16 protein-coding genes are annotated in these 20,659 nt (G+C 73.0%); 6 read left to right on the top strand and 10 right to left on the bottom strand.

The features are described 5' to 3' along the window. Positions 1 to 273: 273 nt before the first annotated feature. Positions 274 to 987, bottom strand: a complete 714-nt coding sequence (locus tag OV079_RS33490) for a TSUP family transporter (protein ID WP_267773317.1) — start codon at positions 985 to 987, stop codon at positions 274 to 276. Positions 988 to 1,070: 83 nt separating this feature from the next. On the opposite strand from OV079_RS33490, the gene OV079_RS33485 reads away from it, so the two are divergent. Continuing rightward, positions 1,071 to 1,919, top strand: coding sequence for a LysR family transcriptional regulator (locus tag OV079_RS33485; protein ID WP_267773315.1), 849 nt, complete (start codon positions 1,071 to 1,073; stop codon positions 1,917 to 1,919). Positions 1,920 to 2,234: 315 nt separating this feature from the next. Beyond that, positions 2,235 to 5,393 (top strand): carboxypeptidase regulatory-like domain-containing protein, encoded by a 3,159-nt coding sequence (locus OV079_RS33480; RefSeq protein WP_267773314.1) that lies wholly within the window; start codon positions 2,235 to 2,237, stop codon positions 5,391 to 5,393. An 85-nt stretch (positions 5,394 to 5,478) separates the two neighbouring features. Here OV079_RS33480 and OV079_RS33475 read toward each other — a convergent pair whose 3' ends face one another. From OV079_RS33475 to OV079_RS33465, 3 genes are all read right to left on the bottom strand, one after another. Then, complete coding sequence (locus OV079_RS33475) at positions 5,479 to 5,841, bottom strand: GFA family protein (RefSeq protein ID WP_267773313.1); 363 nt, start codon at positions 5,839 to 5,841, stop codon at positions 5,479 to 5,481. A gap of 182 nt (positions 5,842 to 6,023) precedes the next feature. Further along, positions 6,024 to 6,218, bottom strand: coding sequence for a hypothetical protein (locus tag OV079_RS33470; RefSeq protein WP_267773312.1), 195 nt, complete (start codon positions 6,216 to 6,218; stop codon positions 6,024 to 6,026). Positions 6,219 to 6,473: 255 nt separating this feature from the next. After that, the gene (locus tag OV079_RS33465; protein WP_267773311.1) at positions 6,474 to 7,214 is read right to left on the bottom strand and encodes a hypothetical protein; all 741 of its coding nucleotides are present in this window, start codon (positions 7,212 to 7,214) and stop codon (positions 6,474 to 6,476) included. 144 nt (positions 7,215 to 7,358) lie between these two features. On the opposite strand from OV079_RS33465, the gene OV079_RS33460 reads away from it, so the two are divergent. Further along, entirely contained in the window at positions 7,359 to 7,481 is a 123-nt protein-coding gene (locus OV079_RS33460) for a hypothetical protein (RefSeq protein ID WP_267773310.1), read from the top strand. 55 nt (positions 7,482 to 7,536) lie between these two features. Here OV079_RS33460 and OV079_RS33455 read toward each other — a convergent pair whose 3' ends face one another. From OV079_RS33455 to OV079_RS33435, 5 genes are all read right to left on the bottom strand, one after another. After that, positions 7,537 to 8,736, bottom strand: coding sequence for an NAD(P)/FAD-dependent oxidoreductase (locus OV079_RS33455; RefSeq protein WP_267773308.1), 1,200 nt, complete (start codon positions 8,734 to 8,736; stop codon positions 7,537 to 7,539). After that, complete coding sequence (locus OV079_RS33450) at positions 8,733 to 8,930, bottom strand: ferredoxin (protein ID WP_267773307.1); 198 nt, start codon at positions 8,928 to 8,930, stop codon at positions 8,733 to 8,735. The genes OV079_RS33455 and OV079_RS33450 overlap by 4 nt, the downstream gene beginning before the upstream one ends. 33 nt (positions 8,931 to 8,963) lie before the next feature. Next, positions 8,964 to 9,614, bottom strand: coding sequence for a TetR/AcrR family transcriptional regulator (locus OV079_RS33445; protein ID WP_267773306.1), 651 nt, complete (start codon positions 9,612 to 9,614; stop codon positions 8,964 to 8,966). Between the two features lie 4 nt (positions 9,615 to 9,618). Beyond that, positions 9,619 to 10,824 carry a cytochrome P450 gene (locus tag OV079_RS33440; RefSeq protein ID WP_267773305.1) on the bottom strand — a complete coding sequence of 402 codons (1,206 nt, stop codon included), beginning with the start codon at positions 10,822 to 10,824 and terminating at the stop codon, positions 9,619 to 9,621. A 761-nt stretch (positions 10,825 to 11,585) separates the two neighbouring features. Further along, a complete protein-coding gene (locus tag OV079_RS33435; RefSeq protein ID WP_267773303.1) occupies positions 11,586 to 12,077 on the bottom strand; it encodes a hypothetical protein in 492 nt (163 codons plus the stop codon). Positions 12,078 to 12,638: 561 nt separating this feature from the next. Here OV079_RS33435 and OV079_RS33430 point away from each other — a divergent pair. Then, positions 12,639 to 14,006 carry a serine/threonine-protein kinase gene (locus tag OV079_RS33430; RefSeq protein WP_267773301.1) on the top strand — a complete coding sequence of 456 codons (1,368 nt, stop codon included), beginning with the start codon at positions 12,639 to 12,641 and terminating at the stop codon, positions 14,004 to 14,006. Continuing rightward, positions 13,949 to 15,490, top strand: a complete 1,542-nt coding sequence (locus OV079_RS33425) for a tetratricopeptide repeat protein (RefSeq protein ID WP_338089114.1) — start codon at positions 13,949 to 13,951, stop codon at positions 15,488 to 15,490. Before OV079_RS33430 ends, OV079_RS33425 begins: the two co-directional genes overlap by 58 nt. 1,226 nt (positions 15,491 to 16,716) lie before the next feature. On the opposite strand, the gene OV079_RS33420 is transcribed toward OV079_RS33425, so the two are convergent. Continuing rightward, a complete protein-coding gene (locus OV079_RS33420) occupies positions 16,717 to 19,611 on the bottom strand; it encodes a WGR domain-containing protein (RefSeq protein ID WP_267773300.1) in 2,895 nt (964 codons plus the stop codon). A 77-nt stretch (positions 19,612 to 19,688) separates the two neighbouring features. On the opposite strand from OV079_RS33420, the gene OV079_RS33415 reads away from it, so the two are divergent. Continuing rightward, positions 19,689 to 20,651 carry a hypothetical protein gene (locus OV079_RS33415; RefSeq protein ID WP_267773298.1) on the top strand — a complete coding sequence of 321 codons (963 nt, stop codon included), beginning with the start codon at positions 19,689 to 19,691 and terminating at the stop codon, positions 20,649 to 20,651. The last annotated feature ends 8 nt before the right edge of the window (positions 20,652 to 20,659 follow it).

Genomic DNA, 20,659 nt, shown 5'->3' with positions numbered 1-20,659 from the left:
CCGGGCAACGGTTGTCGCTGGCGAACTTCACGTACCAAACCCCCCAGCAGACCCGTCAGCCGCGGCTCTCGGTGGAGCTGTGGCGCCTGGCGACGCTGCGATTCGACGGCCTGCCCGCGGAGCGATGGATGGCGACCGGCAAGCCGTCCGGCGGCAAGCCGACCGACCTCGCGGAGGTCGAGCTGGTACTCGCCGAGAGAGCGATCTTCGCCGTGCAGTTCCCCGAGCCAGGCGCGACCGACTGGTCCGACGCGGTCCAGGCGCTCCCTGAGCTCACGCCAGGCCGAACAGCGCGAGCGCGACGCAGGCGAACAGCACCCCGAGCTCGATGCGGGCGCCCGCGCGGGCCGACAGGCGCTTGCGGAAGCAGCCGCCCGCGAGGTTGCCGGCGAGGATCGCCACGGCCAGCACGGCCGAGGGCACCATCGTCTCGCTGGTGACGAGGCCGCCGAGGCCGTAGGCGGCGATCCGGCCGACGTGCATGGCGACGGCGGCGGCGGCGGCGGTGGCCACGTAGGCCGCCCCGGTCAGCCCGGCCGACTGCAGGACCGCGCCGAGGGCCAGGCCGGCGCCGCCGGTGGTCGCCGCCATCGCGCCGATGGCCGCGCCCGCAGGCACCAGCGCGGCCGCAGGCGGGCGCGGCAGCCACCAGCCGAGCGCGCGCGCCAGGGCCAGCGCGGAGGTCAGCACCAGCAGCAGCTGCAGCACGGCCGGCGGCATGGCGAGCACCAACAGCCCGCCGAGGGCGCTGCCCGGCAGGGCGCCGAGCGCGAAGGGGACGGCGATCCGCCGGTCCACCTCGTCGCGGCCGGCGGCCAGGCGGTGCAGGTTGCCGATCAGCAGCGCCGGCGACGACAGCGCCAGCGCCTCCGCCGGGCTCATCCGCAGCGACAGCGCGAGGATCAGAAACACCCCGCCGCCGAGCCCGGCGACGGTGGTCAGCCACCCAGCGACCCAGCCCAGCACCAGCAGCAGCCCAATCTCCACGACGCGACCTCCTGGGCCTGGTGTAGTGCCGAGACCACCATTCGCCCAATCGAATCTTCGGAAGGCTGCTATAGAAATAGCTGATGATCGACGAGCTCCATCACTTCCTGCTCATCGTCGAGCTCGGCACCTTCACCGAGGCCGCGCGGCGGGCGCATCTGTCCCAGCCGGCGCTCACGGCGTCGATCCAGCGGCTCGAGGGGGCCTTCGGGGCCCGGCTGCTCGACCGCGGGCCGGGCGGGGCGACGCCGACGGCCGCCGGCGCCGCGCTGGTGATCCGAGCGCGGGCGGTGTTGGCGGCGCTCGACGACGCGAAGCGGGCGGTGGCGGAGATCGAAGGCCTGCACGCCGGCGAGGTGCGGGTCGGCGCGGGGGCGACCGCGTGCACGTACCTGCTGCCGCCGACGCTGGCGCTGTACCGCGCGGAGCACCCGGGCGTGCGCTTCTTGCTGCGCGAGGCCAACACCGACGAGGTGCTCGACGCGCTCCACCGCGGCGACCTCGACCTCGGGGTGATCACCACCGACCGCGGCGAGCCGTGGTTCGTCGACGAGCTGATCCTGGTCGCCGCGCCCGAGCTGCCCGACCCGACGCGCGCGCCGTTCGTGACGTTCGCCCGCGGCACGACCTCGCGCGAGCTGCTCGAGCGCCACTTCCCGGGCGCGGAGATCGTGATGGAGCTGGGCAGCATCGCCTCGGTCAAGGGCAACGTGCGCGCGGGCATCGGCGTCGCGCTGATCAGCCGCGCCTCGGCCCGCCACGACCTGTCGCAGGGCCGATTGGTCGAAGTGCCCGACCCGCGGACCCCGATCGCCCGCCCGCTGCACCTGGTCCACCGCGGCATCGACCGCCTGCCGCCCGCCGCCGCCCGCCTGCGCGAGCTGCTGCTGGCCCACCCGCCCGACCGCCCACCGGTGCGGCGCGCGAGCTGATCGGCGCACGGCGAGCCGCGCGAGCTGCTGGCCATTCGCCAGGACTGCCCGCCTGGACGGCGCGCGAGTCGATCGGCGCCCGGCGAGTCGCGACACGGCGGGCGGGCTCCCGTCCGGCGCGCGAGCGGCTGGCCATTCCCTGGAACGCCCGCCCGCGTCCGCGAGGAACCGATCGGGGACCTCCCGCGAGGGACGCGGGCGTTTCGCCGGGGCGATCGGGGCGGTCAGAACCACGGCGACGTGTGTCTTCAGGAACATGTCCAAAGAGACATTCGATGACTTGCGCCCGGACCCTCGCTGGTCGAGACTGGCACCGTGTCGCGCAAGTTTCTGGCAGGCGTCGCGGTCGCGCTGGTGTTGTTGGCGATCGCCGTGTGGACCTTGCTCGCACGGCCCGGGCCCGAGGCGGCGCAGGCCGAGCCGAAGGTCGATCGCGTGGCGCGGGCGGCTGCCATCACCCAGGAGCGCGCGGCGGCGCGGGCCCGCGGCGAGGTCGACGTCTCGCCCTGCTCGGCCGCGGGGCGGGTGTACGACGCCGCGAGCGGGCGCGGCCTCGCCGGCGCGGTGGTGATGCTGCGGCCGAAGGGCCTCGGCGTCCCGGTCGAGTTCGGCGACATCGGCGCGCCGATCACCGTGCGCACCGACGCCTCGGGCGACTGGTCGGTGCCGCTGGTGCGGCCCGGGCACTACATCCTCAGCGCGTCCGCCGGCGGCTATCTCCCCTATGTCCGCAAGGACCTGTCGCTTCAGGCAGGTACGCCGCACACCGGCCTCGACGCCGCCCTGGTCGCCGGCGGGCACCTGCTGCGCGGCACCGTGAGCGACATCGGCGGCGGACCGGTCGAGGGCGCGATCGTCAGCGTCGACCGCCAGGGCGAGGGCAACGTGATCCAGTTCAGCCGCGCCTCGTTCCCGGCGGTCAGCGATGGCGAGGGCAAGTTCGCGGTGCAGGTCGACGACGGCCTGTACCAGATCACCGCCTGGCACGCCGACTACACCGGCGACAGCGAGAGCGTCGACGTGGCCGGCGGCCCGCGCTCGGTCGACCTGCGGCTGGTGCCCGCGGCCTCGATCGAGGGCACGGTGCGCGCCGACCCGGGCGACGCGCCGGTCGAGGGCGCGGTGGTCAGCGTCGGCGAGTTCGGCGGGTTCGGCGACGCCGCGGCGGTCAGCGACGCGCGCGGCCGGTTCCGCCTCGGCGGCATGGCCTCGGGCGCGCACGCCCTGTCGGCGACGGCGGCCGGGCACGCCTCGCGCGAGCCGACGAAGGTGGAGCTGGGGATCGGCGAGTCGCTCACGGGGGTCGAGGTCCGCGTCGAGCGGGCGTTCAAGATCTCCGGCTTCGTCGCCGCCAAGGACGACCCGCGCAAGGCGCTCGACGGGGTCATGGTCGGCGCGCTGGCGCTGAGCCCGTTCGCGCTGCGCCCGGCCACCGGCCCGAGCGCGGTCGACGGTTACTTCGAGGTGCTCGGCGTCCGGCCGGGCACGTACATGCTCGGCTCGGTGGCCGAGCAGGCGCTGCCGGAGATCCTCGGCGGCCCGTCGGTCACCGTGGCCGACGCCGACGTCACCGGGGTGCTGGTCGAGCTCGACCGCGGGGTCGAGGTGCGCGGGCGGGTCGAGCCGCCCGCGATGGCGGCGGTGTCGCTGACGTTGGCCGACGACGAGCCCGGCTTCATGACCTTCCTCGCCAACCTCGGCAACGTGCTCGTGCGCAGCCGCGCCGACGCCCGCGGCGAGTTCACGCTGCGCCCGGTCAAGCCGGGCCCGCTGCGCCTGGTCGCCGAGGCGCCCGACGGCAGCCGCGGGCAGCTCGACATCGACGTCGGCGCCGACGGCCTCGAAGGCGCGGTGGTGGTGCTCGAGCCGCGCGCGACGGTCACCGGCCGGGTGGTGGACGCCCGCGGCGCGGCGGTCAAGGGCGGCAGCGTGCAACTGCTGCCGGTGACGCCGAAGCAGGGCGGCATGATGATGTCGTTCGACGCCGGCCGCCGCGACCGCTCCCCGATCGCCGAGGACGGCACCTACGCCGCGCGCGGCCTCGACGGCGGCGAGTACGAGGTGCGGGTGCTCGACCGCGCGGGCAACGTGATGCGCTGGGATGTCCCTGCGGACAGGTCGTACGAACCTGTCCGCAAGACCATCTCGGCGGGGGTCGTCACCCCGGGCGTCGACCTGGTGGTGGAGCTGCGCGACGGGGTGCTGCGCGGGGTGGTGCTCGGGCCCGACGGGGCGCCGACGCCCGACGCGTGGGTCACCGCGACGCTGGAGCAGCGCGACCCGGCCGAGAGCCTGTTCCACCGGCCCGAGGCGGCCCGCTCGGGCGAGAAGGTCGGGCTCGTGCCCGAGCCGCCGAAGGACCCCCAGGCGCAGGCGTCCCCGGGCTTCTCGGGGCGCAGCGAGCCGGCGCTGTCGGGCGAGGACGGCCGCTTCGAGTTCACCGGCCTGGCGCGGCGGACCTACACCCTGCGCGCCGAGGCCCTCCGCGGCAGCGCGCGCGTCGAGGTGTCCGGCCTGTCCCCGGGGACAGACGTGCGCCTGCAGGTGGTCCCGCTGGCCGAGCTGACGATCACCGCGCGCGCCGGGGGCGAGCCGGTGCCGCGGTGGGAGCTGCACGTCACGCACAAGAAGCCGGGCGGCGGCACCAGCAGCGACCTCGAGATCGTCGACAGCGCGACCGGCAGCCGGCGCCTCGACCACCTCGACCCCGGCGCCTACGAGCTCGTCGCGGTGGCCGACGCCGGCCGCGTCGAGCACCCGCTCGAGCTGAAGCCGGGCGAGCGCGCCGCGGTCACCCTCGAGCTGCAGCCGTGGGCCCGCCTGCGCGGCGTCCTCCTCGACTCGCGCAGCGGCCAGCCGCTGGCCGGCATGTCGGTGATGACCTTCGGCAAGAACGAGCGCACCGGCAACCTCATCGGCAGCCTGTTCGGCAAGGGCCCGCGCACCGACGCCACCGGCCGCTTCGAGCTGGCCAGCGTCAGCCCCGGCGCCGGCGAGCTGCACTTCGTCGACGGCGACCTGTCCGACGTCGGCATCGTCGCCCGCGCCGACTACTCGGTCGCCGCCGGGGTCGAGGCCGACCTCGGCACGATCTACGGGGTGTCGAACGGCAAGGTCGCCGCCGCCGAGCGCGGCGAGCTCGGCCTGCGCACGCGCCGGGCGACCGAGCTCGGGCGGCCGCGCCCGCTCGGCGAGCAGCCGCCGCCGCTGAAGGAGAAGGAGGACCCGAAGGCGCCGAAGCGCTTGTGGATCGAGGCGGTCACGATCGACGGCCCGGCCGACAAGGCGGGCGTGCTGCCCGGCGACGAGGTGGTCGGGGTCGACGGCCTCGCGGTGTCCGTCACCAACTCGGAGAACGCCGAGCGCATGCTGGCCCCCGCGAGCGTCCGCCGCGGCCAGAGCGTGACGCTCGAGCTGGCCCGCGCCGGCGGGCGCGAGACGGTGACGCTGGAGGCGACGGCGCGGCGTCGCTGAGGCATGTTCCTCAAGACATGCCTTAAAAGACATGCCCCCTTCGGATTGTTCCCTGAGGCATGTCCCGACGGACATGCCTGGAAGATCAGGCGCTCTTGCCGTCGTACTTGTTGACGCTGAGCTTGTCGAGGTCGACGTCGTCGAGGCAGCGGACGTTGATGGCGACCATCTCGGTGCCGTCGGGGCCGACGCCGTGGGCGAACGAGCGGATCCCGCAGGTGTTGCAGAACAGGTGGTGGATGGTCTTGCTGGCGAACTGGTAGTCGGTCAGGCCGTCGTCGCCGGCGGTCAGGCGAAACTCGCTCTTGGGCACGAACGTCAGCAGGACGCCGGTCTTGCCGCAGATGCTGCAGTTGCAGGCGAGGACGGGCTGGCCGAGGTCGGCGTTGACTTCGTAGCGGACCTTGCCGCAGTGGCATCCGCCGGAGTGCTTGGTGGCTTGGGTCATGGCGCGCTTATACTCCCGCGGCGCGCTCCTGACACGCCCCGCGCCGGGAGCAGCGCGCCGCGCATCGGCCGCGTTCTTGCGCCCTCCTTGCATCCACACGGTCCAGCCCGCTCGCCGCCGGTCCATTCAATTCGTGGTGGCACCCGATCGCGTCGAGGTCGGCGTGTGATTCGCGCTTCGCCTCACGGCTTGCCGGCCTCGACGATGTAGCCGCGCGGCATGCCGGGCGCGTCGGGCGGGAGCGCGGGGAACGGCCAGCGGCCCCGCTGCGCCGCGAGCACGGCCGGATCGAGGACGACCGTGTCCCAGCCGTGCTGGCCGATCAGGCGCGCCGGCTCGTCGGTGGCGAAGCGCCACGGCGCCCCCAGCTCGCGCATCAGCGCCAGAATGGGGGCCAGCAGGGCGACTCGAGCAACGCGCGACCGAGCACGTCGTAGAGCAGCCGCGAACCCGGGGCCGACAACCCAGGCGCCGTCGCGGCGGTCGAGCGAGCCGCGCGCGGAGGCATCGCCCGCGCAGGCGCGGCGGGCTGCTTCGACCTGCACCCGTGCTCGAAGCTGCCTTCCCCGCCCGCCCTGACGACGAGCATGTCTCTCAGGGAATGTCCTGAAGAACATGTCTATGCAGACATCTCACTCGAACGCGACCTCGACCCCGGTCTGCGTCGGGTAGACGAGCTCGGCCTCGGCGACGACCTCGGCGCCCATGGCGAAGCCGCCGTTGAACACGCAGCTGCCCTCGGGCCCCGGCTCGCAGGTGCAGGGCTCGCAGTCGACGACCGCGTCGAGGGCCCGCGCGCTCACGGTGTAGGTGCCCGCGGGGGCCTGGGCCGCGGCGAAGCACTGCGGCGCGCAGCCCTCCATGGGGCACTCGGCCGGCAAGCCGTGCTCGTTCCAGACGCGGCCGGTCCAGCTGGTGACGAAGGTGCCGCCGGGCTCGAGCTGGACCACGTCGCCGGGGCCGCAGCCGGCCGGGCAGCCGCATGCGCCGGCCAGGACGTCGCCGCAGTCGTTCTCGCAGGCGTCCTTGTTGATCTTGACCGCCACGTCGCTCGCGTCGCGCAGCGCGATCGGCAGGACCGGCGTGCACATCTCCTGGAGGTTGAGGAACAGCCGGGTCGTCCCGCCGTTGCGCAGGGTGACCTCGACCGCCGGCCCGAAGTCGCTCAGCGAGGGATCGACGCAGGCAGGCTCGCCGGTGGTCGGGTCAGTGGTGCCGTCGGTCGAAGGACTCGTGGTGGAATTGCCGTCGGTGGGATCGGTGGTGGTGGTCGTCGTGGTGCCCGTGGGGGTGCCCTCGGTGTCGTCACCCTTGTCGCCGCACGCGGCCGCGAACACGCTCAGGACCAGGAAGTTCAGGCGAAGCAAGTTCATGCCCGCAGTCTACCGCGGATGCGCTTCATCCACGCCGTTTCACCCGCGGGTCGGATGCATTCTCGCCTCACGAGGCCCCGCGGGCAGGGCATGAAAGCGCGTGAAATGGCCATCGGCGCGAGGATGCGAGCCGCTGCGGGTGACATGACCCAAAAGACAGCATCGCAGGTCGTGATCCCGCGACGGCGGACGCTCGGCGCCGCACCCATCCCCCCAGCCACGAGAAACAAGAAGGCCTGCGAGACCCTGGCCGAGAAGAAGAAGTAGGACGCGGCGCGCTCGCGCGGGTGGCGATCCGACCCTCGTTCGAGCGCGCTCGGCGTCAGGACTTCCGCAGCGAATTCACCAGCGACCAGTCGGTGGCCTCGACCACGTGCTGGCGCAGCGCGCGGGTCTGCTTGACCATGTTCCACCCGAGCACGCCGGTGACCTTGCCGGCGCTGCCGTACAGCGCCGCGAACTGCCCGGCCTCGGGCGACCCCTCGACGATGATCACCTGGGCGTCGGCGCCGGCGAAGCCGTGGACCTGGATCTTCACGTCGTACTGGTCGGTCCAGAAGAACGGCACCGGCGTGTAAGGACGATCCTTGCCGAGGATGTTCGCGGCCACGGCCGCGCCCTGCTCGACCGCGTTGCTGCGGTTCTCGAGGCGCAGCGCGGCGCCCAGGCCCTCGTGGTGCCAGCGCGCGACGTCGCCGACCGCGTAGATGCCCTCCGCGGCGCGGCAGCGGGAGTCACAGACCACCCCGTCGCCGAGGCGCAGCCCGCTGTCGAACAGCCAGTCGGTCGCCGGGCGCGAGCCGATCGCCACCACCACGACGTCGGCCGGCAGCACCTCGCCGCCGGCCAGGCGGACCCCGCGGACGCGCGCTTCGTCGCCGACCAGGGATTCGACCGCCGCGCCCAGGCGCAGCTGCACGCCCCGGCCGGTGTGCAGGGCCGCCAGGTGGCCGCCGATCTGCGGCCCCAGCTGGCTGGCGAGCAGCGTCGTCTGCGGCCCGACCAGAGTCACCGCCAGGCCCATCGCGCGGGCCGTCGCCGCGGCCTCGGTGCCGAGCACGCCGTCGCCGACGACGACCACCTGCGAGGCTGCGAGCAGCGCGGTCCGCAGCGCCACCGCGTCGTCGAGCGTGCGCAGCACGTGGACGCCCGGCCACGGCGCCTGGCCGGGCAGGCGGCGCGGCTCGAGGCCGGTGGCGAGCACGATCGACTCCGCGGTCAGGCGGCGGCCCGACGCCGTCGTCACCGCGCGGCCGAGCACGTCGAGGTGGACCGCCGGGTCGCCGAGGATCGTCGTCATCTCGAGCTTGGCCAGCGCCGCGTCGGCGCGCAGCCGCGTGCGGTCCGGCTCCCACTCGCCGGCCAGCACCTTCTTCGACAGCGGCGGCCGGTCGTAGGGCGGGTGGCGCTCGGCGCCGAGCAGCGTCAGCGCGCCGGCGAAGCCGTCGCGGCGCAGCGACTCTGCCACCGCGAGGCCGCCCACCGAGGCGCCGACGACCAGCACGCTCGCGGGGTGCGTCATGCCGGGTCCTCGAGCTTGATCGCCGCCCCCGGGCACACGCAGGCCGCCTCGCGCACCGCCTTGTGCAGCGCCTCGGGCGGGTGCTCGTCGAGCAGGATCACGATCCCGTCGTCGCGCTGGTCGAACACCTTCGGCGCGAGCAGGACGCACTGGCCTGCACCGCAGCATTTTTCCAGATCCACAATCACGCGCATGGTCGTCGCTCTCCGTCGGTCTTGTCGGTGATGTCAGCGGGTGGGGGTGAACGGGGCTTGCCACAGGCCCGCCAGGGCGTCGATGAGTCCGACCGCCGCGCCCTCCCAGGTCGCCCGCGGCGTCGTCGTGCCTTCTTGCAGCGCGCGCTCGCGTTCGGCGCACACGTGGACGATGAGGTGGCGGCTCATGTCGGCGCGCTCGGCGATCACGTCGGCGGGCAGCACCGGCATCAGGCGCATGAGGCCCTCGGAGACCCCGCGCATCGACGGCGACGCGCTCGTCTCGTCGATGACGATCTGGCGCAGCGCCGGGTCGGTGGTCGCCTGGGCGATGAAGCGCGCGTACCAGCTCGGGTTGCCGAGCGAGGCGAGGTGTTCGGTGGACGGCAGGACCAGGCAGCCGAGCCAGTCACGCAGCGTCTCCGAGCGCTGGATCGCCTTCAGAAGGTCCAGACGGCGGCGCTCGATCTCCGGCGCGTGCCGGCGCACGATGGCGGCCACCAGGTCGGTCTTGGTGCCGAAGTGGTAGCCCACGGCGAAGTTGTTCGCCTGGCCCGCGGCCTCGCTGATCTGGCGGTTCGAGACCGCGGCCACCCCGTGTTCGGCGAACAGGCGCTCGGCCGTGGTGAGGATGAGCTCGCGGGTCTCGGTGGCGTGGGCGTGCCTCGTGCGTGGTCCGGCCATGGGGTCACCAGCGTACTGGAACCCGCTCGAGTCCGCCGATGAGCAGGCCCTCGCGGCGGGCCAGTTCTTCGGTCGGGACGGCGAGCGCGAGCGTCGGCAGGCGGCGCAGCAGCACGTTCAGCGTGGTCTGCAGCTCGGTGCGGGCCAGGGCCTGGCCGACGCACGAGTGCGGTCCGACGCCGAAGGTCAAGTGCGGATTCGGCGAGCGGGTCAGGTCCATGGTGTCGGCGCGCTCGTAGGCTTGCTCGTCGCGGTTGGCGGCCGCCATGTTGCAGACCACCGTCGTGCCGCCCGGCAGCTTCTGGCCGCTGACCTCGATCTCCTCGGTGATGAAGCGGGGCAGGCCGAAGCCGGCGTTGGCGTCGAAGCGGAGCGCCTCTTCGACCGCGGTGCGGACTAGCGACGGGTCGGCGACCAGCTGCTCCCAGCGCGAGCGCTCGCTGAGCAGCATCGCCATCATCTTGGCGATCGTGTTGGAGGTGGTCTCGTGGCCGGCGACCAGGATGCCCTGGCCGATCATCATCAGCTCGCGTTCGGTCAGCGGGTGGCCGTCGTCGACCGCGGCGACCAGCTCGCTCAGCAGGTCCTCGCCCGGCGCGGCCCGCTTGGCGGCGATGTGCGCCGTCATGTACTCGGCGAACTCCATCTGCGCCTGCTGCATCTGCTCGCGGGTGAACTGGGTCATGTTCAGCATCGCGTTCGACCAGAAGGCGAGCTTGTCGCGGTCGATGTCGGGGATGCCCAGGAGCTCGCAGATCACCCACACCGGCAGCGGGAAGGCGAGGCTGCTGACAAGGTCGGCGGGCGCGCCCTGGCGCACCATGTCGTCGATCAGCGCATCGGCCATCGCCTCGATGCGCGGCTGCATCGCCGAGACGCGCTTGGCGGTGAACGACTTGTGGAGCAGGCGCCGCCACCGCTCGTGGCCCTCGGTCAGCGAGGCCGCGTCCTCGGTCTCGAACACGCTGCCGCCGTCCTCCGACAGCTTGGCCGCGCCCTCCTGGCCGAGCTGCCGGGTGAACCGCGGGTCGGCCAGCACCTGGCGAACATCGGCGTAGCGGGTCAAAAGGACCGCCTGGTCCCCGCTGGGCAGCCGCACGTGCGCGACCGGGCAACCCTGCCGCAGCCTGGCCCACTCCTCGGGCGGCTCCAGCGGGGCGGGGGCGCGAAGGGGATAGTCCAAAACCTGCTCGCTGCTTTCGGTGCTCATCAGAACCTCCGCGGGAGGGTCTAAGTCATACGACTGATTAAGTCAATCAACTGACTGAATCTTCATCTTCGCCGCGCACCGAGAGCGAGCTCGAACCGCGAGGCGCGGCAGGCGAGCACTCGCCCGAGCGGTGAAAACCTCATTCGAGCGCGAACTGGGGCTCTCCGGCCCCGGCGATGTGCATACGCGAAGGGGTCGCGCGCGCGCGGGCGGCGATGCGCAGCGCGGTCAAGGGGGCGAGCTCGAACAGCGGCGTGCTCGCAAGGTGCTCTTTAACACATGTCCTGAAGGACAGTACGCGGTGTGTCGCCATGGCCGGCGCGTCGACAGGCCGCGCAGGTGACATGACCAAAAAGACATCTCGAACACCGCCGCGGCGCCGGCGTGCGGGCGAGACGGCCTCGATCAGCGCGGCGGGCCGCCGGCGGCGACATCGCCGAGGCGAACGATACGGGCGATCCCATCGCGCGCGTCGGACGGGGGTCGGCGCGCGCGTCCGGGTGCGGCGTCATCGAGCGCGGCAAGACTGTTCGTCACGACAGCCTCCGCGCGTCCAGGGACGGCGCCCTCCGGCGCGCCGCAAGGATGTTCAGCAAGACAGGCCGCCGCGCGTGCAGCCGCGGCGACACCGGGCGCGCCGCAAGGATGTTCTTCAAGACAGACTGCACGTTCAGGGGCGGCGTCGCCGGGGGCCGCGTCAAAGATGTCCTTCAAGACAGGCCGCTGCGCGTGCAGCCGCGGCGACACCGGGCGCCGCGGGCTCAGGTGACCTCGCGGTGCTTGACCTGTCCCTTGTGAGACGTCCCGCCGGCGTCGCGGCAGGTGACGGCGACGCGGGCGAGGCCGACGGGCATGCCGAGCACGCGGTGGGCGATCAGGCGGGCCGCGTCGAGGCGGCAGCGGGGGACGTGGCGGCCGTCCTCGGTATCGATGGCGACGAACGCGTGCAGCTCGCCCGACTGGGCCAGCTTGACGACGAACGCGAACTCCTTGCCGTCGCCGGTGACGGTGATGGTCAGCGAGCGGCTCGAGCTGCGGTGGTATCGCAGCTTGACCATGCGCTCGACCATCGGCCCGAGCGGCTTGCGCCGGTCCTGCTCGGCGGTGTTGACCCACCACAGGCGGGCCTCGTCGAGGCGCGTGGCGTCGGCGCTCAGCCACGCGTCGATCGCCAGGTCGAAGTGCGGCTTGCCGAAGTCGCGTTTGACCCGCACCACCTCCGTCCCCGGCGCGGCCTGAACGCTGTCCTTCACGTTCGGAGCGGCGCCCGCGAGTGCGAGCGCGACGACAGACGAGATCCAGTTCAAAGCATCCCACGGTAGCAAGCGACGCGCGCGCCGACAATGCAGCGACCGCGATTCACCATAGTGAAGCCCGCGTCCCGAAGACGCCTGCGCGACGCGAGCTCGGCGCGTTCGCGAGATTTCGCCGCGGGGCGGCGAATGGGACGGCGAATCAGGCCGGTGGTCGAGACAGGAGCCGGCGACGCGGCGGCCTCCGCGTTCAGGATACTCGCCGGTGAGCGCGTGCGAGGCGTCGAGCCCTGGCGTCGAGCCCCGCCGGGCACGCGCGCCGACGCGATTTCGAACCGAGGCGACGCTCGAGGCGAGCGCTCCGAACCGCTGACCTCGGTGAGGTCAGCCCCGAGCCGACGACGCGGCCCCGCGCTGCGAACCGGCGTTTTCGCGGCCCTTTTCGCCCGATCTGGCGCGGATCCGAGCCGTTCGCGCGCGGGCGCCCGCGCGGGGAGGTTGGTCGCGCGGCCGGCATGACCGATGATGGGGGCGAGAGGGCCGATGGACGAGCGCAATCAGATGTCCAAGAGGACATGGCCCGAAGGTCAGGCGAAGGACGCGCTCGAGGAGACCACCGCGCCGGGAGCCGCGCCCGCGAGCGTGAGCGTCGGCAGCGTCGAGGAGACGGTGGTGCGGCCCGACAGCCTCGACCGCGTGCGCACGGTGGTCGACGTCGAGAGGACCACGGCGAGCGTGCCCGCGGGGGGCGACGCGCAGCCCCCGGAGCGCACCCTGGGGCGCTATTTGATGATCAAACAGCTCGGGGCGGGCGGCATGGGGACGGTCTACAAGGCCTACGACCCCGACCTCGATCGCACCGTGGCGATCAAGCTGCTGCACGGGGCGGCCGTCGGCGAGGCGCGGGCGCGGATGATCCGCGAGGCGCAGGCGATGGCCAAGCTGTCGCACCCCAACGTGGTGCCGGTGTTCGACGTCGGGGCGCACCGCGAGGACCAGGTGTTCATCGCCATGGACCTAGTCGAGGGCACCGACCTGCGGCAGTGGATGGCCACGCGTCCGCGCTGGACCGAGGTCGTCGACGTGTTCGCCCAGGCCGGCGCCGGGCTGGCGGCCGCGCACGCGGTGGGCCTCGTCCACCGCGACTTCAAGCCCGACAACGTGCTGCTCAGCACCGACGCCGCGACCGGCAAGCTGCGCGCGCAAGTGGCAGACTTCGGCCTGGCTCGCCGCGACGAGGAGCACGAGTCGCCGGCGCGCGCGGCCGAGGCCGCCAGCAGCAGCGCCCTCGACACCCAGATCACCCGCTACGGCGCGATCGTCGGCACGCCGGCGTACATGTCGCCCGAGCAGCACGCGGGCGTCGCGGTCGACCCGCGCACCGATCAGTTCAGCTTCTGCGTGGCACTGTTCGAGGCCCTCTACGGCAAGCGCCCGTTCGCCGGCGCGACGATCGAGGAACTGGCCCGCAAGGCCCGCAGCAGCCAGCGCGAGGCGCCGCCGCGCGGCAGCGAGGTGCCCGGCTGGCTGCACCGGATCTGCCTGCGCGGGCTGCAACCTGACCGAGAGGCCAGGTACCCGCGCATGGACGCGCTGCTCGCCGACCTGCAGGCCGGCCGCGCCCGCCGGCAACGTCGGGCGCTGGCCCTCGGCGGGACGCTGCTGGCCGCGGCGGTCGCCGGCGGCACCGCGTGGGCGATGACCGGCCCGGGGTGTGCGGCGGCGGAGCCGAGCGCGTCGGCGAGGTCTGGCACGCGGGTCGACGCGCGGCGATCGAGGCCGCCTTCGCCGCCACGGGCTTGCCGTACGCGGCGGGGGCGTGGGTCGAGGCGGCGCCGCAGATCGATCAATACGCGCAGGGCTGGAAGGACATGTACGAAGAGACATGTTCCGCGACGCTGGTGCGCGGCGAGCAGTCGGCCGAGCTGATGGACCTGCGCATGGCCTGCCTGCAGCATCGCCTGAAAGATCTCGACGCCCTGCTGGCGCTGCTCGAGCAGGCCGACAAGCAGGTGGTGAAGCGGGCCACGGAGGCGGCGGTGGCGCTGCCGGGGCTGCAGGCCTGCGCCGACGCGGAGGCGCTGCGCAGCGGAGCGCTGGCCTCGCGGGCGGTGACGGACCCGGCCCGCAGCGAGGCGGTGCGCGAGCGGCTGCGAGCGGCGCGGGCCAAGGTCAGCGCCGGCAAGAGCAAGGACGCGCTGGCCGAGCTCGAGGCGACCGCGACCGAGGCGATCGCGCTGGACGACCCGAGCCTGACCGCGGCGGCTCGCCACGCGCTGGCGAGGGCGCAGCGCGAGGCGGGCAACGACGAGGGGGCGCGGATCACCGAGGCGGCGGCGATCTGGCAAGCAGTGGCCGACCGCGACGACGAGACGCTGTGGGATGGCCTGCTGAACCAGATGTTCGTGGTCGGCTACAAGCTCGGGCGCAAGGCCGAGGCCCAGCCGTGGGTCGACCACGCCGAGGCGCTGCTGCGCCGCCGCGGCCAGCCTGACCGCGAGCGCGCGCAGTGGCTGCACCACGTCGGCATGATCGCCATCGCCGCCGGCGACAGCGCCGGCGCCGAGGCCTTCGTGAGCGAGGCGATCGGCCTCTATGAAAAAGTCTTCGGCCCCGACCACCCGCGCCTGGTCGGCCTGTTCAACGCGCTCGGCGCGTCCAAGCTGCGCGGCGGCAAGTACGTCGAGGCGCAGCAGCTGTTCGAGCGGGCCGTCGCGCTCGACGAGCGCGCCCACGGCTCCGGTCACCCCGACCTGGCGCTGCCGCTCAACAACCTCGCGCTCAGCCTCGAGCGGCAGAACCGCTACGCCGAGGCGATCGCCGCGCTGCAGCGGTCGCAGGCGATCCTCGAGGCCATCAACCCCAAGGACCCGACGGTCGGGGTGATCCGCCAGAACGTGGGCGGCATGCTGCAGCTGTCCGGAAAGCCAGTCGAGGCCCTGACCGAGCTGACGGCCGCGCTCGCGCACCTGGAAGCAGCGCTCGCGCCCGACCACCCGGCGGTCGCCGGCGTCTTTACGTTCATCGGCGACGCCAAGCGCGACCTCGCCGACTACCCCGGCGCCCGCGCGGCCTACGAGCGGGGTTGCGAGATCAGGGAGAAGGCCCTCGGCCCCGACCACCCCGACCTCGGCCTCTGTCTCTTGGGACAGGCGCAGATCGACCTGCTCGAACAGAAGCCCGCCGCCGCCCTGCAGCACGTCGACCGCGCCCTCAAGAACGTCGCCGCCGCGACCTCGGACCCCGGCGACCTCGGCCTCATGCACCTCGCCCGCGCCCAGGCCCTGCGCGCTACCGGTGCCGCCGCCGAATCCGCCGAGGAAGCGAAGCTGGCCCGCGAGTCGCTCAAGCTCGCCGGCGTCGCCGGCGAGCGCGGGATGAAGCAGCTCGAGGCGTGGGAGGCGGCGAAGTAGCGCGCACGAGCGGCGCGAGGCGCCGAAGACGTCGCGGGCCCGTCGTCATTGTCGGCAGGCGTGGCGCGAAGAGGCGTGCTCGTCGCGGGCCCGTCGTCATAGTCGGCAGGCGTGGCGCGAAGAGGCGTGCTCGTTGCGGACCCGCCGTCATTGTCGGCAGGCATCGCGCGAAGAGGCGTGATCGTCGCGGGAGAGGACCCGCCGTCATTGTCGGAAGGCGTCGCGCGAAGAGGCGTGCTCGTCGCGGAAGAGAGGTTCGCCGCTATTGTCGGCAGGCGTGGCGCGAAGAGGAATGCTCGTCGCGGGAGAGGGCCCGCCATCACTGTCGGCGTGCGTGGCGCGAAGAGGAGTGCTCTTCGCGGGCCCTTCGTCATGGTCGGCAGGCGTGGCGCGAAGAGGCGTGCTCGTCGCGGGCCCGTCGTCATGGTCTGCAGGCGTCGCGCGAAGAGGAGTGCTCGTCGCGGGAGAGGATCCGTCGTCATGGTCAGCAGGCGTCGCGCGAAGAAGCGTGCTCGTCGCGGGAGAGGATCCGTCAGCAGGCGTGGCGCGAAGAGGAGTGCTCGTCGCGGGTCCGCGGTCATTGTCGGCAGGCGTCGCGCGAAGAGGAGTGCTCGTCGCGAGAGAGGAGCCGCCGTCATTGTCGGCAGGCGTCGCGTGAAGAGGAGTGCTCGCCGCGGGAGAGGAGCCGCCGTTATTGTCGCCAGATAGCGTCTGTTCGGCGGCCAGACCTGGCCGTCGAACAGGCGCCCCGTGACCTATCCCGGAGGACATCCCTCAGCGAAGCCCAGGACGGCGGGTCGGCCTCTCACGGCTGCAGCCGTGCCAGGGGTCCGGGGAAGGGCCGGCCGCGATTAGAGGCAAGATGGGTGCGAGGAACGAGCATCCATCCAGCCGGTAACTCGCGGCCGGCCCTTCCCCGGACCCCCCGCGAGGCGCAGTCGGCAATCGCGAAGCACCCAGGCCTGATCTCCGCGGACGCATCATGCCGGATGTCCGCGGACGCATCATGCCGGATGTCCGCGGACGCATCATGCCGGATGTCCGCGGACGCATCATGCCGGACCTCCGCGGACGCATCATGCACGCTCTCCGCGGACGCATCATGCCCGATGTCCGCGGACGCATCATGCCGGATGTCCGCGGACGCATCACAACATGTTCATAGGAACATGACGAAAAGGGCATGCCCGAAAGAGCATGCCCTGAAGCTCACCCGAGCGGGACGACTACTTTGCCAGCTTCCAGCCCTCGGAAGTCTTGTCCTTGACCATCTTGTCAAAGACTGCCCGCGCCTCGTCTTCGCCCGCCAGCCGCCGCAGCTTCTCGCTGCCTGCCGCCCCGAGCTTGCCCGAGCGCGTCAGCACGAACGCCCCCCGCGGATCGAGCACCACCTCCCAGAACTTCCCGCCCTGCGTATAGCGCCGCCGCACCACCCCCTCATGGCGGCGCGCCCCGTACGGCAGCCCGCGCAGGTCGGGGCACGCCTCGCCGAGGGCCGCCACGAACGGCCGGCCCAGCGACTCCGCGATGAACCACTCGAACGACCCCTCGAACCACAGGTCGTCCGGCGGCTCCGACACCTCGTACTCGACGAACACCCGGCCGTCCTTGCGCTGCGGCGACTTCGGCACGAACAGCACCACCGGTCGCTGCTGCGCGTCCTCGATCACCACCTGCGCGCCGGCCATCATCGCCCGCAGCGGCTCCGCGTCTGCCGGCCGCATCTTGCCCGCCAGCGCCTCCACCGCGGCCGTCAGCGCCGGCCCGCGCGCCAGCGCCTCCTCGGGCCCGAGGAAGGCCCGGCCGCGCTCGCCGATCTGCCACGCCAGCGGCCCGTGGGACCACGCCTCGCGCAGCTTCGCCGGCACCTCGGCCCCGGCCGCCGCCGCGAAGCGGGCGATCGCCGCCTCGTCGGGCGGCGCGCCGCGGCTGACCGAAAGGTCATGTAGCTCCGCCGTCCAGCCCCACTCCGCCAGCAGCCGCTCGAACTCGGCGAACGCCTCGAGGTGCCAGCTCGGCGCGCGCTCGTCGTCGCGGGCGCGGTCCTCGAAGTACTCGAGCAGGCCCATGTCGCCCGGGCGGCGGCGGTCGTCCGTCCACTCGATGCAGGCCACGCGCGCGCCGGGGCGCTTCAGCAGCGTCAGCACGCGCGCCTCGACCTCGGCCAGCGCCTCGGGCCCCTCGCGCAGCTCGGCGACGTACTCGCTCTTGTCGTCGTCCTCGCCCGCGTGCGGCGCGTAGTAGGTGCGCAGGACGCCGCCGCGCTGCGGCACGTACCACGGCTCGGCGGCGAACCAGTCCTTCGCCGGGTGGTCGGCGAGCTTGCGGAACAGCGCCTCGGCGCTCTCGCGCCCGTCGGCGACGATGCCGTGGCCGGTGAAGCGGCCGTTGTTGACGCCCTCGTACACCAGCACGCGGTCGCCGTAGCAAACGATGTCGCGGAACTCCCCCGCCGACGCGTTCCAGTGGACCACGCGGCCGTCGCAGCGCTCGGCGCCGGCGAGGAAGGTGCCGAGGTCGTCGAGGTCGGACACGACCTCGAAGCCCGGCGCCTTGACTTCCTGGCCGTCGAACACGTGCAGGCGCTCCTGCTTGTCGAAGAACCACACCTCGCCGTCGGGCGTGGTGAGGAAGCGGCGATCGATGGGCACCCCGGCCAGCTCGGCGAGCGCGTCGTCGCCGATCTTCTTCTGCGGCCTGGCCAGCTTGCGCGGCGCCTCGCTCTCCCCGGCCAGGACGCGCCCCAGTTGCTTGCGGTCCTTGGCCTTGAACGACTGCCACGGATCGTCGGTGGCCCGCTCGTAGTGCAGCTCGCTGAGGTTCGAGAACGGCGGCTCGGCGATCGCCTGCGCGGCCGCGTGGGCCCGCCGCACCAGCTCGTGGTCGCCGCTCTCGAGGCCGAGCCGGACCGCGTGCATCAGCAAAAACTTGCGCTGGCCGCGAGCCCGCGGATCGCCCGGCTCCGGCCAGCCGAGCACGGCCCGCGCGAGCGCGGCGACGTAGGAGTGCGGCTTCTTCTTGGTGTCGCTCTCGAAGTCGAGGAACACCACCGCGTAGCTGTTGGCGCCGTGGTCGCTGCGGGTGCGCTCGAGCTCGACCATGATCTCGCCGTGGCCGTCGTCGTCGAAGGTCTCGGCGACCGCGTTGCACAGGTACCAGACCTGCCGCTGCTCGACGAACAGGCGCGAGCGCAAGAGGCCCAGCGCGTCCTCGGTCTTGATGTGGGCCAGGCCGCTGTAGAGGTTGCTCAGCAGCTCCTGGTCGCTCGTCTCGGCCAGGACCTCGGCGATCGCCGGCAGGCCGCCGGGGTTGGTGAAGTAGAACAGGACCCGACCGGCGGCGTGGTAGACGTGGATCGCCGGGAACGCGCCGTCGTCGTCGTCGCCCGCGCCCGCCGGCTTGACGCCGAGGCGCGCGGCCACGCGGACCAGGCGGAAGGCTTGCCCTTCGGACAGGCGAGCGACGACCTCGTTGTCGTTGTAGGCGATGAACAGCTTCGAGAGGATCTTGTCGCGCAGCGTGTGCCGGCTGTCCTCGCCCAGCGCGGCCAGCAGCCAGTCGAAGATCACCGGCTCGTGGGCGATCGGCGCCAGCTTCTCGACCAGGTCTTCCTTCCAGTCGTCCTCGAAGAACCCGCCGCTCTCGGGCCGCAGGAGCAGCGCCTGGAAGGTCGGCAGCAGCGGGTCGGCGAGGTCGACGATGCCGTCCTCGCGCAGCGCGGCGAGCTGACCGGCGAACTCGGACGGCGACTGCAGCCCGACGGCGGCCGCCTGCAGGTCGGCGAGGGCGTCGCTGTCGCCGGTGGCGAGCAGGACCCGGGCCGCGGCGCCGAGGACGTCGGCGGCGATCTGCCCGGCCATGACGAGCAGCCGCCGCGCGAGCAAGAGCCGCTGCGGCGGGGCGAGCTCGCGGAACTGTTCGAGCGCGGGCTCGCGTTCGTCGTCGTCCTCGCTGAAGAGCCGGGTGAGCACCGGCCGCACCTCGGCGAGCGGGGCGATCCGGGCGGCGAACTGCTCGGCCCGCGCGCCGTCGCCGTCGCGCTCGGCGGCCTGCTGGGCGGCGTGCAGGACGCCCCAGTGGTACGGGTCGCGCGCGAGGACGCCGTCGAGCAGGTCGCGCACGCGCAGGCGGTCGGTCGCCAGCGGGGCGAGCGGCTCGATCGCGGCGGCCAGCAGGTCGACGTCTGTACTTCGAACATGTGCTCGAGGACAGCATCGGCGGCGCGGCTGGCCTGCACGCCGGCGTGGACGTCGAGCAGGGCGGCGAGGGCCTGGAAGCCGAGCTCGGGCCCGGGCGGGCCGGCGGCGACGAGGGCGTGCAGGCGGCCCAGCTCGCCGGCGGCCGCGGCGGCCTCGACCAGCCGCTGGGCCTTGATGAAGCCGTGCGTGACGGGGTCGGCGTACACCGCGGCGATGAGGCGGTCGAGGTCGACGTCCTCGCCGTCGACCGCGCCGCCGGTGTAGTAGAGGAGCAGCGAGCGGCGGGCGCGGAAGGCCGGCGCGGCCGGGACGTCGCCGTCGTCGGCGAGGGCGCCGAAGGCGGCGACGAAGGCCTTCACGAGCGGGTGCTCGCTTGCGGCGAGGGCGGCGACGACCTGGTCGCGGCCGGCGTGGTCGGCCAGGACGCTGGTGTGGAGCAGCCAGTAGATGCCGAGGTGCGGATCGTCGGCGATGCGCTTGTGCTCGGCGGCGAAGGCCTTGGCCTCGGCGGCGCGGTCGTCGAAGGCGCCGCGCAGGTGGCCGTAGGCGCGGCGCGCCATGTCCTCGTCGCTGTCGATGGCCTGCCCGCGCAGCTCGTGGCCGCGGGCGAAGAACCACATGAGCCACTGATAGCGCTCCAGCAGCTTGGCCGTGGTGGGCCGGCGCTCGCTGGTCGACTTGAGCTTGCGCGGCCGGAAGCGATCGGCGATGTCGTCCTCGTCCTCGTCGGCCTCGGCCTTCGCGTCGCGGTAGGCGGCGTAGTCTTCGACGCTGTCGAAGCCGAGCGAGACCTCGCGGGTCTCGTGGTCCTGCCACCACACCTGGCCGCTGTCACGCAGGTCGGCCAGGTAATAGTTGTCGCCCTCGTCGTCGAGGACGTAGAAGCCGGACAGGGTCTTGTCGATCGCGCCGAAGTAGCCGAAGTTGCGCCCGAAGTGCGCGGCGACCAGATCTTCGCCTGACCTGTCGG

The sequence above is a fragment of the Nannocystis pusilla genome (assembly GCF_026626665.1).
Taxonomy (GTDB): domain Bacteria; phylum Myxococcota_A; class Polyangia; order Nannocystales; family Nannocystaceae; genus Nannocystis; species Nannocystis pusilla.
Note: the sequence above shows the minus strand (reverse complement) of the source record. Positions and strands in the feature narration are given on the sequence as shown.

What these genes read in the sequence shown, in the direction of transcription:
- OV079_RS33440 (WP_267773305.1), bottom strand. Translation starts at nt 10,824, where the DNA reads ATGAGCACCGAAAGCAGCGAGCAGGTTTTGGACTATCCCCTTCGCGCC.
- OV079_RS33465 (WP_267773311.1), bottom strand. Translation starts at nt 7,214, where the DNA reads ATGAACTTGCTTCGCCTGAACTTCCTGGTCCTGAGCGTGTTCGCGGCC.
- OV079_RS33430 (WP_267773301.1), top strand. Translation starts at nt 12,639, where the DNA reads ATGTCCAAGAGGACATGGCCCGAAGGTCAGGCGAAGGACGCGCTCGAG.
- OV079_RS33475 (WP_267773313.1), bottom strand. Translation starts at nt 5,841, where the DNA reads ATGACCCAAGCCACCAAGCACTCCGGCGGATGCCACTGCGGCAAGGTC.
- OV079_RS33470 (WP_267773312.1), bottom strand. Translation starts at nt 6,218, where the DNA reads ATGCGCGAGCTGGGGGCGCCGTGGCGCTTCGCCACCGACGAGCCGGCG.
- OV079_RS33425 (WP_338089114.1), top strand. Translation starts at nt 13,949, where the DNA reads ATGTACGAAGAGACATGTTCCGCGACGCTGGTGCGCGGCGAGCAGTCG.
- OV079_RS33460 (WP_267773310.1), top strand. Translation starts at nt 7,359, where the DNA reads ATGACCCAAAAGACAGCATCGCAGGTCGTGATCCCGCGACGGCGGACG.
- OV079_RS33450 (WP_267773307.1), bottom strand. Translation starts at nt 8,930, where the DNA reads ATGCGCGTGATTGTGGATCTGGAAAAATGCTGCGGTGCAGGCCAGTGC.
- OV079_RS33485 (WP_267773315.1), top strand. Translation starts at nt 1,071, where the DNA reads ATGATCGACGAGCTCCATCACTTCCTGCTCATCGTCGAGCTCGGCACC.
- OV079_RS33455 (WP_267773308.1), bottom strand. Translation starts at nt 8,736, where the DNA reads ATGACGCACCCCGCGAGCGTGCTGGTCGTCGGCGCCTCGGTGGGCGGC.
- OV079_RS33445 (WP_267773306.1), bottom strand. Translation starts at nt 9,614, where the DNA reads ATGGCCGGACCACGCACGAGGCACGCCCACGCCACCGAGACCCGCGAG.